The 13,389-nt window shown below is 47.3% G+C and carries 8 protein-coding genes; 5 read left to right on the forward strand and 3 right to left on the reverse strand.

The annotated features are described in order from the left end of the window. Window positions 1-425: 425 nt before the first annotated feature. Together CIK93_RS05140 and CIK93_RS05145 are read right to left on the reverse strand one after the other, a co-directional pair. A complete protein-coding gene (locus CIK93_RS05140; protein ID WP_094446778.1) occupies window positions 426-1,997 on the reverse strand; it encodes an OmpP1/FadL family transporter in 1,572 nt (523 codons plus the stop codon). A gap of 191 nt (window positions 1,998-2,188) precedes the next feature. Continuing rightward, entirely contained in the window at window positions 2,189-4,240 is a 2,052-nt protein-coding gene (locus CIK93_RS05145; protein WP_371327178.1) for an HD family phosphohydrolase, read from the reverse strand. A gap of 166 nt (window positions 4,241-4,406) precedes the next feature. Between CIK93_RS05145 and gltX the strand changes: the two genes are divergently transcribed. The 4 genes from gltX to CIK93_RS05165 are packed head-to-tail and all read left to right on the forward strand — an operon-like array spanning window position 4,407 to window position 9,948. Beyond that, on the forward strand, window positions 4,407-5,924 hold the full coding sequence (gene gltX / locus CIK93_RS05150) for a glutamate--tRNA ligase (RefSeq protein WP_094446780.1): 1,518 nt from the start codon (window positions 4,407-4,409) through the stop codon (window positions 5,922-5,924). Between the two features lie 18 nt (window positions 5,925-5,942). Next, window positions 5,943-7,160 (forward strand): 3-deoxy-D-manno-octulosonic acid transferase, encoded by a 1,218-nt coding sequence (locus CIK93_RS05155; RefSeq protein WP_094434368.1) that lies wholly within the window; start codon window positions 5,943-5,945, stop codon window positions 7,158-7,160. 14 nt (window positions 7,161-7,174) lie between these two features. Beyond that, entirely contained in the window at window positions 7,175-7,711 is a 537-nt protein-coding gene (locus CIK93_RS05160) for a gamma carbonic anhydrase family protein (RefSeq protein WP_094391119.1), read from the forward strand. Further along, window positions 7,708-9,948: a DUF5703 domain-containing protein gene (locus CIK93_RS05165; protein WP_371327177.1), complete on the forward strand. Its 2,241-nt coding sequence runs from the start codon at window positions 7,708-7,710 to the stop codon at window positions 9,946-9,948. The genes CIK93_RS05160 and CIK93_RS05165 overlap by 4 nt, the downstream gene beginning before the upstream one ends. A 349-nt stretch (window positions 9,949-10,297) precedes the next feature. Here the strand turns inward: CIK93_RS05165 and CIK93_RS05170 are convergent, their stop codons facing one another. Then, window positions 10,298-11,290, reverse strand: coding sequence for a malate dehydrogenase (locus tag CIK93_RS05170; protein ID WP_094391120.1), 993 nt, complete (start codon window positions 11,288-11,290; stop codon window positions 10,298-10,300). Window positions 11,291-11,474: 184 nt separating this feature from the next. On the opposite strand from CIK93_RS05170, the gene CIK93_RS05175 reads away from it, so the two are divergent. Continuing rightward, window positions 11,475-13,103 (forward strand): hypothetical protein, encoded by a 1,629-nt coding sequence (locus tag CIK93_RS05175; RefSeq protein ID WP_094446781.1) that lies wholly within the window; start codon window positions 11,475-11,477, stop codon window positions 13,101-13,103. Window positions 13,104-13,389 lie beyond the last annotated feature (286 nt).

The raw sequence follows: 13,389 nt of genomic DNA on the forward strand, positions 1-13,389 counted from the left end.
AAACCATGATTTCAACCGTCAGAAACCTATGGCAATGCCGTCCTCAAATTTGGTTTATGCCACGCAAAAACCATTCATTTTGCAATGCTTTCGATGTTACAGTAATTCCCTGATAATAAGCTGTTTGAAGCCTGTGTAACTTACATAGCTCTGCAAATTCATTGAGTTTGCAGACCAAATTCATTGAGTTTGCTCAGCAATTTCATTGAATTTGCTGACCAATTTCAATTGAATTGCTGAGGAAAACAAATTGAATTGCTGAGGAAAACAAATTGAATTGCTGAGGAAAACAAATTGATTTGCTGAGGGAAGTATGTTGGGTAGGGATGTGATGTAACGAAAAAAACAAAGCCGTGGAGAAGATTCTCCGCGGCTTTGTTGCGTAAGTATGACAGTCGCGAACGACTTGCTTGTTATGAATGGTATTAGAAATCGATGTCGAGACCCAGCGCAAACACATTGTTGTTGCGGGTGAAATCGCTGCTGTAGCTGAGGCTCTTGTCAGCGGTGAGCTGCATTTTCTCCTCCACCTTCTTATGCTGATAGAAGGTGTGGAAGTAAGCCACGTTGAGATGCATCTTGTCGGTGAGGTGAACCACAGCACCGCCAGCTACTGAGTTGGAACTAACTACGAATGAACGGTCCTCCATATATTCGTCGGAAATGCCGTAGTTGGTGTTCTGCCATCCAGCACTTACGGTGAGTTTCTTGCATACATCATATTCTGCACCGGCATTCCATTCGAGTGTTCCGCGCTTCAACAGTTTCTGACGGTCGTTGTATGAAGTGGCGTGTTTATCGTCAAACCAGTGGAAACCTACGTTGATGCGGAGTGCATCGATGGGTTTGTAGCCAGCACCGATAGTCAGATAGGCAGGAATATCACCGGCAATTTTCTTGCCATCCTCATATTCTCCGATGGCTGCATCCAGTTTCTGGTCGAACTGTGATTTAAGCTGACCCATGGCAGCGGTAACGTGTTCGTTGCCAAGGATAGCGTCAGCAGCAGCTTCGGGAACACCAGCCTGGATATAAGCAGTTCTCAGATTGTCTGCCAAGTTACCGATACTTGGGGCATAGTTGACAGCCTTGTTCTTCAAGCGCATACGAGTCTTGAACTCATACTTTGCAGCGAAGTTCCACTTGCCGGTTTTGTAATCCACAGCAAGGATAGGGGTGAAGCCCAGTCCGCTCTGGTCACAGCTCAGTTCGATATTGGCTGCGTTGGGCTTTGAAGGGTCGAGCACCTGGTAGAGTGGCATTGCGCCAACCTTGATGTCGCGCACATAGCCATAATAGTTACAGGTGGCATATACGCCGCGCACACCGGCAAAGGCGCTGAAGTTGTCGCTTACACGGTATGCAGCACCTACAGAGAGACCGAAGTAATACTGGCGACCGTGCATATAGCTGTCGTAGCTGTATTTGCCATCGGTTCCGAAAGCAGCGTCAGAACTGAAAAAACGGCTGGGAATGGGCAGACCCATGGCTTGTCCTACAGCAGCACCCACCTGGTCGATACCGCCTGCCAACTGGCAAGCACCCATGGCTGTCTCGGCTACAATCTTCTCAAACGAACCCAGTCCGTTGTCGAAAGTACATTTACCGCCGCCACCAGTCAGTGCAAAGTTGGCTTGCAACGACCAACGGTTCTTGTTGTAAGCATACTGAAATGATGGGATGACTGGAGCTAAAGCCTTACCTTTGAAAGTGCGTGGGGTAATGGCATTGTTCACATTATTAGTGAAAAGCATATAATCGTTCTCAATGTGACGGGTCTGATAAGCCAACTGCCAGTTGATGGCGAGGTGGTGTCCGTCGGCCATGAATGCCACGCCGGCAGGATTGTAATATACTCCGTCGATACCGATGGATGCCTCACGGCTCATCATTCGGTTATAGGCAGCGTGCTGGTTGGTATTGGTCAGCAGACCTCCAGCATACGCACAAATAGTTGTCATCATGAAAACAACATAGGTAATAAAACTCTTTTTCATTCCTTTGAATTAAACAAAATTATCTTAAAATTGGCTGCAAAGGTAGTTGTATTGTTCTGATTTTCCGTAAATGTCACAAGGATATTAAGGTTTGTTAACTAAAATTTGTACTAAACATGCACAAAAAGACGCGTTTGTGCAGTATTTTCTTGCACAAACACGCCCTTGGGTGTGCAATATTTCGGGTGCGTTTATTCCTTTTTCGCCTCTTTCTTTTCCGTAGGATAGTTGATACGGGTATGATATACCGTCTTTAGCTTTTCGATGAGTATGGTTTTAGCATACTGTATATCTCTGAAGGTGATAGGACATTCGCGGAAGTATCCTTCGCTCATTTGCGAGTCGATAATGCGGTTCACCAAGTCGCGAATGTTTTGTTCGGTATAGTCGGAGAGCGACCGTGAAGCCGCCTCTACCGAGTCAGCCATCATCAATATGGCTTGTTCGCGAGTGAAGGGATTGGGACCGGGATAGGTGAAGAGCAGGTCGTCAACATCCTCGTTGGGGTGTTCGTTCTTGTATCTGATGTAGAAGAACTTGGCTTTTCCCTGTCCGTGGTGGGTCGATATGAAGTCGCGAATGGGTTTAGGCAGGTTGTAGCGGTCTGCCATTTTCTGTCCTTCGGTTACGTGGCTGATGATAATCTGTGCGCTCTTGATGTCGTCGATCATGTCGTGGGGATCCACACCCGTCTGGTTTTCGGTAAAATAGATAGGGTTCGACAACTTACCTATGTCATGATATAGCGCGCCCGTGCGCACGAGTGTGGCGTTGGCGCCTATCTTGTTGGCAATCTCTCCAGCAAGGTTTGCCACTTGGATAGAGTGGTTAAAGGTGCCGGGAGCTATCTCACTCATGCGGCGCAAGAGGTCGTTGTTGCTATTGGAGAGTTCGATCAGGGTGATGTCGCTGGTGAATCCGAAGAGTTTCTCTACCAGATAGAGTAGCGGATAAGCGAAGAGCAGGGTCACACCGTTTACCATCAGATAGTTGTACGAACTATAGTCTATCTGTGTCAGCGAACTGTTGCGCATCCAGTCGAATGCCAGATTGGTAATCATGGCGGCAGCGGTGGCAATGATGGCTGTCTTGAAAAGCTGGGAACGCTGTGTCATTTCGCGAAGCGAACAGATGGCAGTAAGACCGGCAACCGACTCTACCACGATAAATTCGAAGGGGTGGGCGAGCATGATGGCACAGATGAGTACCATGGTTATGTGTGCCATAAATGCCGTTCGCGAGTCGAGGAACACACGGATAAAGATGGGCACCATGGCATACGGCAACAGATAGACGTGGATGAACGTGTTGCGTACAAAGATTGCTGTGAGCAGACAGAACACCACCGTCAATACGTAGAGCATGGCTATGCTACGCGGTTTCTCCAGATAGTCGCGCCGGAAAAGAAAGATATAGACCGTAAAGGTGATCATGAAGATAGCCACATACATGATCTGTCCGAGCAGTACCAACTGGTTTTGCGTGCTGTCTTGCTGCAACCGCTCGTTTTCTTTCATATACGATTCAATGATGCGGTAGGTCTTGTCGGTCACGATTTCGCCTCGGCCAATCACCTTCTGTCCCTTCTGCACCACACCGCTTGCCAGTGCAATGCTGGAGAGAATGTCGCTCTTGCTTGCTTCGCTGCGCTCGCGGTCAAAGTAAAGATTGTTGGTGATATAGTCGTTGAGGTCGCATTTCTGTAGGATGGGGCGCTGCAGGGCAAGGGGTTCTTCGCGGAAAAGCTGCTCATAGGCGGTCTTGGTGGAATAGACGCTTGCCACAGGAATACTTCCTGCCACCTTGCCGCTTACCACGCGAATCATGGCGGCAGTATCTGCGCGCAGTTCTGAATAATCGGCTGAAGGCATGATGCCCTGCTGGTATAGCTCGTGAAGGCACTTGACTATCATGTTGACATACTCAGGACCAAGGCCTGGAATACCGTCGGCAAAATCGGTGCGGAACTTGCGTATCATGCGATTCTCCGTCTCCTTGTCGTATTTGTAGTAGGGCTCATAGTCCTTCATCAAGCTGTCTTTCTCGGCATTGATGGCGGCTTCCGACTTATAAACGGGGAAATCGAAGGGGGCGGTGAAGTCGGCATATTTCCATGGTTTGCCCTGTTCGGCAAAGAAATAGTTGCGGCTGTCGCGGGGAATGGCCCACACAATCAACAGCACGGAAACGGTGATGAGGGCTGCGCTAATCATTAAGCTGCGCCAATAGTTATTTTCTTTCACGGGCAGAATAATTTTCGTTATTGATAATGAAGCTGTCTTCCGACTTTTTGGCAAAGTTACGATAAAAAACGGAAAGTATGTGGTTTTCAAGCAAAAAAACATGAATATATGAAAAAAAATGTGTACTTTTGCAAAGTATTAATCCGTTTCTAAGATTATTTGTAAGATGACAGAAAGAAAAGTAAGGGTGCGTTTTGCTCCGAGTCCTACTGGCGCGCTTCATATCGGAGGTGTGCGAACTGCATTGTATAATTATCTTTTTGCCCGTCAGCATGGCGGACAATTGGTGTTTCGTATAGAGGATACCGATTCCAACCGCTTCGTGCCTGGTGCCGAAGAGTATATCATAGAATCGTTTAAGTGGCTGGGTATCCAGTTTGACGAGGGTGTTTCCTTCGGTGGCGATAAGGGACCTTACCGTCAGAGCGAGCGTCGCGATATCTACAAGAAATATGTGAAGCAACTGCTCGATGGAGGCTGTGCCTATATTGCCTTCGATACTCCACAGGAGTTGGAAGCCAAGCGCGCAGAGATACAAAACTTCCAGTACGATTGCCACACCCGTCAGCAGATGCGCAACTCGCTGACCATGTCTGCCGAAGAAGTGCAGGCACTGATTGCTGAAGGCAAGCAGTATGTTGTGCGTTTCAAGGTAGAACCCGGTCAGGAGATATTGGTCAACGATATGATTCGTGGCGAAGTACACGTCAAGAGCGATATCGTAGATGATAAAGTGCTCTATAAGAGTGCCGACGAACTGCCCACTTATCACCTCGCCAACATAGTGGATGACCATCTGATGGAAATCTCTCACGTGATTCGTGGTGAGGAATGGTTGCCCAGTGCACCGCTCCACGTCATGCTCTATCGCGCCTTTGGATGGGAAGATACTATGCCACGCTTTGCCCATCTGCCGTTGTTGCTCAAACCAGACGGTAAGGGTAAGCTCTCTAAGCGCGATGGCGACCGCCTCGGTTTCCCTGTGTTCCCCCTCGAATGGCACGATCCTAAGACTGGCGAAGTATCATCGGGATACCGCGAGAGTGGCTATTTTCCAGAGGCTGTTATCAATTTCTTGGCACTGTTGGGATGGAATCCCGGTACCGAACAGGAGATGTTCACACTCGACGAACTCGTCAAACTGTTTGATATCACTAAGTGTTCGAAGGCTGGCGCACGCTTCGCTTACGAGAAAGGAATATGGTTCAACCACGAATATATCCTTAAGAAGAGCAACGAGGAAATTGCCTCACTCTTCGAACCCATTTGTCGTGAACATGGAGTCAGCGATTCATCGGAGCGCATTCTGCAGGTGGTGACGATGATGAAAGACCGCGTCTCGTTTGTTAAGGAACTGTGGCCCCTCTGCTCGTTCTTCTTCGAAGCACCCACAGCCTACGATGAGAAAACAGCTAAGAAACGTTGGAAAGCCGATTCGGCACAGCAGCTTACCGAACTGATTGATGTGCTGGAGGGTATCGACGACTTCTCATTGGAGAATCAGGAAAAGATTGTACACGAGTGGATAGAGCAAAAAGAATATAAACTCGGCAATATCATGAATGCCTGGCGACTCACTCTCGTCGGCGAAGGCAAGGGTCCTGGTATGTTCGACATATCGGCATTCCTCGGCAAGGAAGAGACCATTGCCCGTATGAAAAAGGCAATTGAAGTGTTGGGCTAATCACTTGGCGCGCTATTTATGTATAATATCGTCATTTATATCTATCTCATTGGTGTGGTCATAGCCTCGCTTTTCAGTAAAAAGGTGAGGAATATGTGGCGTGGAGAACGTCGGGCCATTGGCATCATCAAGGAGAAAATGGATCCTAACGCGCAGTATGTATGGTTTCATGCTGCATCGCTGGGTGAGTTTGAACAGGGGCGTCCGCTCATGGAACAGCTGAAGCGTGAACATCCGGAATATAAGATTCTGCTGACGTTCTTCTCGCCTTCGGGCTATGAGGTGCGCAAAAACTATGAAGGCGCAGATATCATTACCTATCTGCCCCTTGACACGATCATGAATGCACGCCGTTTCCTGCGTACCATACGTCCGGTCATGGCATTCTTCATCAAGTATGAGTTTTGGTACAACTACCTGCACATCCTCAAATACAGAAAGGTGCCGGTATATAGTGTGTCGAGCATCTTCAGACCGGAACAGGTGTTCTTCAAGTGGTATGGACGTAGCTACGGACGCGTACTGCACTGCTTTACCCACTTCTTCGTGCAGAACGAGATCAGCCGACAACTGTTGGCAAAGATTGGCATCAACGAGGTGACCGTGGTTGGCGATACCCGTTTTGACCGCGTGCTGCAAATCAAAGAGGCTGCCAAGCAGTTGCCTGTGGTGGAAGCATTTACTGACGGACACCGCACATTTGTGGCTGGTTCGAGCTGGCAACCCGATGAAGATATCTTCATCCCATGGTTTAATGCACATAAAGACTGGAAACTCATCATTGCTCCACATGTCATCGGGGAGGATCATCTGCAACAGATTTTATCGAAAATAGAAGGTAAGGCGGTGCGCTACACACAGGCTTCGGCTGAAGAGGTGCGCGATGCACAGGTGCTTATCATCGACTGTTTCGGTTTGCTCAGCAGCATCTATCACTACGGTGAAGTGGCGTATGTGGGTGGAGGATTCGGTGTGGGTATCCATAACCTGCCTGAGGCTGCGGTATGGGGAGTGCCCGTGATCTTCGGACCCAACAACCAGCGATTCCAGGAAGCGCAGCAGCTCAAGGCGTGCGGCGGTGGACTGGAAATCAACGGTGCTGCCGATTTCCAGCGTATCATGGATCGCTTTGATGCCAACCCACAGCAGGTGGAGGCTGACGGAAAGAAGGCTGGCGACTATGTGAAAGGTAAGGCTGGCGCCACAGACAAGGTGCTGCACAGTGTAGGACTCTAATCATTGACTATCTTATGGCTTTAATCAAGACGATAAAAGGACTCGCACCCAAATGGGGACGCGACTGCTATTTTAGTGAAAATGCCACCATCGTGGGCGAAGTGACCATGGGCGACGAGTGTTCTATATGGTTTAATGCGGTGGTAAGGGGCGATGTGGCTCCTATTACCATCGGCGACCGCACCAATGTGCAAGATGGTTCCTGTATTCATGTGACCCACGATACGGGTCCGACAGTGATCGGCAGCGATGTAACCATCGGTCATAACGTCACCGTTCATGCCTGCACCATCCACGACGGAGCACTCATTGGTATGGGATCAACACTGCTCGACGGATGTGAAGTGGGCGAGGGAGCTATCGTGGCTGCCGGTGCATTGGTGCTCCAAAACACGAAGATAGGACCTCACGAGATATGGGGTGGAGTGCCTGCCAAATATCTTAAACCTACGCGTCCGGGACAGACTGATAATGCCAAGCACTATGTGGAATACTCCAAATGGTATAAGGAGGAAAATCCAGATTGCCATTTCGGCAAACAAACAGAATGATCATGAACATCGGAAAGACGCTGCTGACGGTATTTGCCATGATGGTTGTCATGGCGAAAGTACAAGCCCAGCCCGCTCCCTACGAATGGACTTCGCCAAGCAGCAATGCCTCGCAGTCGATGCCGTGTGGCGGAGGTGATGTGGGCATGAACGTCTGGGTGGAACAGGGTGATGTGCTCTTCTACCTCTCGCGCAGCGGCTGTTTCGATGAAAACAATAGTTTGCTGAAGCTCGGACGCTTCCGCATTCATCTCTCGCGACCATTCAATACTACTGCCTTCCGCCAGCGGTTGGTGTTGCAGGAAGGCTATTGTGAAGTGACCGACGGTAGTCAGACCGTATTGATATGGGCGGATGTGGAGAAACCCGTGGTACATGTGGAGATGACCGACAAGCAGGGCAACTGTCAGGCAGAGGTATCGTATGAGTCGTGGAGAACCCATGACAGGCTGCTTGGCAAGCGTGGTCGTTTCCAAACTTCCTATAAATTTGCTGCTCCTAAAACGCTTGTCACAAGGCGCGACAGTATTTTGAAGGCTGCGGACAAGCTGATATTCTTCCATCATAACAGTGATGTGACCATCTTCGATGCTACGGTGAAGCAGCAAAAAATGGAGACGGTGAAACAACAGATGTATAATCCTTTGGCGAAACTGACCTTCGGCGGACAACTGACAGGCGACGGCTTTGTGTTTGACAGTCATTCTACAGGGCAATATGCCAGTACCGATTATGAGCGATGGACCTATCGCTCGACCAGAAAAGCATCGCGCCAAGCGGTTATGATTGCTATGGCTACGTGTCAGGGAACCATGGCGCAATGGATGCAACAACTGGCACAAACCACGAAAACCGTCAATCAGAAACGTGACAAGAAAGTCGCTCGGCAGTGGTGGCGGCAGTTCTGGCAACGCAGTTTCGTAGAGGGCAACGTTCCCGCCGTGCGCAACTATACCTTGTTCCGCTATATGTTAGGGTGCAACAGTCGTGGCGAATGGCCTACAAAATTCAACGGCGGACTCTTTACTTTCGATCCGGAATATGTGGAAAAGGCTCCCGAATATCGCATCACACCCGACTACCGCAACTGGGGCGGTGGTGTGCATACGGCACAAAACCAACGGTTGGTGTATTGGCCGATGCTGAAAAACGGCGATTATGATGTGCTTAAACCACAACTCGACTTCTATCTTCGCATCTATCGCAATGCAGAATTGCGGTCGAAGGTGTATTGGAACCATGGCGGTGCGTGTCTCACAGAACAGGTGGAAAACTATGGTTTGCCTTGTTTGCCGGAGTATGGCACGAAGCGTCCCGATGACTTTGACCCTGGCATGGAGCACAATGCGTGGTTGGAATACGAATGGGACACCTGCTTGGAGTTTTGCATGATGGCGTTGGAGGCGCATCGCTATTCGGGTATGGATATCTCCGACTATGTGCCGATGATACGATCATGTCTCCGCTTCTTCGATGAACACTATCAGTATCTGGCACGCAAACGCAGTGCAAAGACGCTCGATGGAAATGGAAAACTGGTGCTCTATCCCGGAAGTGGATGTGAGACTATCAAGGGTGCCTATAATTCTACTTCTACTATTGCGGCTTTGCGCACCGTGACCACAGCACTCATTGACTATCTGGGTGGCGACTCGCTGCTCGCTGACTTCTATCAGCGATTGCCGGAGATTACAGTTCGCGATGGAAAAATTGCTCCTGCAGTACATTATGAAAGGGTGCAGAATGTGGAAACACCACAACTCTATTCGGTATTTCCATGGCGCATCTATGGCGTAGGACGCCCTGATATCGACGTGGCGAAACGCACCTATCAGGAAGATTCATTGGCGCTGAAGTTCCGAACGCACATCGGTTGGAAACAGGATGTGATATGGGCAGCATGTCTCGGCATGAGAGATGAGGCAAAAGGACTATTGGAAAAGAAACTTGCCGACGGTCCGCATCGCTTTCCGGCATTTTGGGGACCTGGCTATGATTGGACTCCTGACCACAACTGGGGCGGTTCGGGCATGATTGGCATGCAGGAAATGCTGTTGCAGGAAGTTGGTGATAAACTCTATATCTTCCCGGCATGGCCTGAAGAGTGGGATGTTCACTTCCGACTACATGCTGCTCACGGCACCATTGTTGAGGCTGAAATGAAAGGTGGAAAGGTGGTTTCGGTCAAAGTGACACCTGTTGAAAGACAGAAAGATGTGGTGAATGTATTGCAGTAGCCGTTGCAAGGATTCATGCAGACGCCAGTTTGTTGTCGTGTGGTCGAATGGTGGTCGATCGGTGGTCGAATGGTGGTCGTAAATCTGTACTGTATTTTTGTGATTGATTGTAGATCAATAAGATAGAAAAACAGGGTGGTCGATGGTCGAATATTTCGTGTGTCGCGTGCGCGATACATATATATAATGTGAACAAATACTTTTCTTGATTTAACCACTATGCTTCATGGTTTATGGAGCTTAGAAACTATGGTGTGTTCCGTTGATAAGCAACATTTCCTATATAACAAAGAAAAGGTCCTGACGGCATGGTCAGGACCTTTGAACAATAGTTCGTGTAAGTTATGAATTAGAGGTTGGGGTTCATTTCCTTCCATTCAGCAACAGGAGGAACGATGCCCAGTTCTACGATCTCGTCGCGCATCTTGCAAAGGTGCTCGTAAGACTTGGCGAGTGAAGCCATCTCCTCTTCTGTACCAGCAGGCTCAACAAAGTGAACACCAGTCTTGTCGATGGTAGAAGGCATAGCCATCATCACGTTCTTGAAACCACACTTGTCGCAGTTTACATAGCAACCAGCAGGCAGAGTGAACTTCTCACCACCCATAGCAGCCTCAATCATCTTCACAGCATTGTAGGCAGGGCTCTGGAATGAGCTACGACCACGGAGCTTGATGATGTTAGAACCACCCTGTACGGTGTGGTGCTTGATCTCTTCCCAACGCTCAGCTGAGAGACCCATCTCTGAGAGAGGTTTGCCGTCAACCTTAACCTGAGAAGCGAATACTGCCATCTGCTCACCGTGACCACCATAGGTGTGAGCACCGGTAACCTTATCCTGCTGAACACCGAACTCCAGTGCGAGAGCCTGCTGCAGACGGGTTGAGTCAAGAGCAGCAAGTGAAGTCAGCTGGTTGGGCTTCAGACCTGAGTGGATAAGAGCAGTAAGAGCTGTTACGTCAGCGGGGTTGAAGATAACAACAACGTGCTCCACTTCGGGGCAGTACTTCTTGATGTTGTCACCAAACTCAGCAGCGATCTGGCAGTTACCTTTCAGCAGATCCTCGCGAGTCATACCGTCTTTACGGGGAGCACCACCTGAAGAGATGATGTATTTAGCACCTGTGAAAGCCTCTTCGGGATTAACAGTGTAAGTAACGTTAGCACCTGCGAAAGCGCACTGCTGAATTTCGTCGAATACACCATGAACACCTGGCTCATAGATATCGTACAGGCAGATGTTAGGAGTCAGACCGAGCATCAAAGCGCTCTGTACCATGTTTGAACCAATCATACCGCCGGCACCGACGATCAAAAGCTTGTCATTTGATAAATATTCCATAGTTGTTTTTTATTAATGATGTTTGTTCTTCTTTCGATGCAAAGTTAGCAAAAAAACTTATTATATGAAACACTTTAATTGCAATTTAATGTTATAAAAATTAAAATATCATACGTTTGTAAACTCCATGTGGCATAATGAGCTTGTTATTTTGTATCTTTGCCTATGAATAACAGAAATACTAATGATGAACCCTAAAACGCTCATATATATAATAGGTGTATTAATATTATATTCTTGCCACGGAAAGCAGATGCGTAGCGAACTGCAACGGATAGATTCGCTTAATCAAACTGGTGCAAAACTGGATACTGTGACATCGTTACAGAATATGGTTATGTGGTTTGATAAATGGGGGACTTCTAATGAAAAAATGGCAGCACATTATTTAATGGGTCGTTCGGCTTATGATAAAGGCGATATGCCTAAAGCGCTTGTCTGTTTCCGACAAGCGATGGAGTATGCTGACACCATGTCTGCTGAATGTGATTTTAAAAGGTTGAGTCGGGTCTATGGACAGATAGCGGAGGTGTATCATCAACAACGTGTACCTCAGATGGAACTTGATGCAGAGAAAAAAGCAGTTGATTATGCTTGGCGCGCTAAAGATTCATTGTCTGCATGGATGTTTTATTCTTATCTTGCTCCAGTGTTTAATATGCTGAACCAACCTGACTCTGCATTGTACTATAGTAGAAGAGCATCTGCCATGTTGCGAGCTATGGGGCATGAATCAATTGCTGCGGCAATGGAAATTGATGTGGCTGCTTTTGAATTGCAACGGAGGAATTATCCAGAGGTCATACGCATACTGAATGAATATGAAAAGCATTCTGGTTTCTTTGATCAGAAAGGGAATGTCGAAAGAGGAAAAGAACTCTATTATGTATATCGAGGAAAGTATTACCAATATACAGGCCATTCGGATAGTGCGGTCTTGTATTATCGTAAAGCATTACGTCCATGGGCATCATTCAGTGCCAAAGTAAATGCGTATAAAGGGCTAATGGACTATTTTCAACAACAAAAGCAAGAGGATTCTATTGTAAAATATGCAAAGTTGTATTGTCAAACTAATGATACTGCTAATCTCATTCATTCTGGCGATGAGATTGTAAGGGCTACTGCTATTTATAACTATGAAGATAGTCAGCATAAGGCAATGAAAGCAACGAAAAAGACTAAGCACTATCGATTTGTTACGGGTATAGTAGTTGTTGCGTTTGTGTGTTTGACAGGGCTTCTGTGTGTGTTCGTCCGACGCCGTAAAAGAATTGTGCAACAACATAGAAATACTATTCGTGAGAGATATATGCAGTTGACTACTGAATATAATAAAGTAGTGGAGGAACTGAATCAATCGCGATTGGGATTGGAGGAATTCCAAAAGAATAAAAAACAGGAGTTAGAAAAACTTCGTCAGGAATTGGTGCGCTATGTAGATTCAGAGATGAAACAGACAGAATGGAATGATGAAATGGCGTTGTTGCATAGTCCGATAGTATGTCAGTTTCATAAAAATGCATCGCGTGCATTTGTGCCTTCGCAGATGGAATGGATAGAACTCGAAAAGGTGATTAAACAGGATCTTCCGCAATTCACAGAGGTTTTATACGACAAAAGATATATGTTGTCTGAAAAGGAACAGATGACTTGTGTGTTGACTCGTCTTCATTTTACTCCTGCAGAAATGTCTGTTCTGATGGGTGTCACTAAACAACGAGTGGCTAATCTTCGCAGTGATGCGAATCGAAAGTTGTTTGGAGAAAAAAGTGCAAAGACACTAAAAAAGAACATTATGCGACTTGGATAAGTAAAAGATGTAATAAATGTATTTTATCTGATAACGCTTTGATAATTAAACAGTAAAGCCTCTGTTACTGGTTGACGCATGTAAAAGATGTACTTCTTTTTCTTGCTAAAAAAATAAAAACACACTACCTTTACCGACGAAAACTAAAACTGTAATGTCAATCTGTGGGCGTCAGGTACGCACAGATTCCAATCATAGATGAAGCAAAATGTAGCTGATTTTGTTGCATAATGGAGGCGAGGGTATCCCAATCTCGGATAGAAACCGGTTAATTGTCGACTGTGAA

This window comes from Prevotella sp. P3-92, from assembly GCF_002251205.1.
Classification (GTDB): Bacteria; Bacteroidota; Bacteroidia; order Bacteroidales; family Bacteroidaceae; genus Prevotella.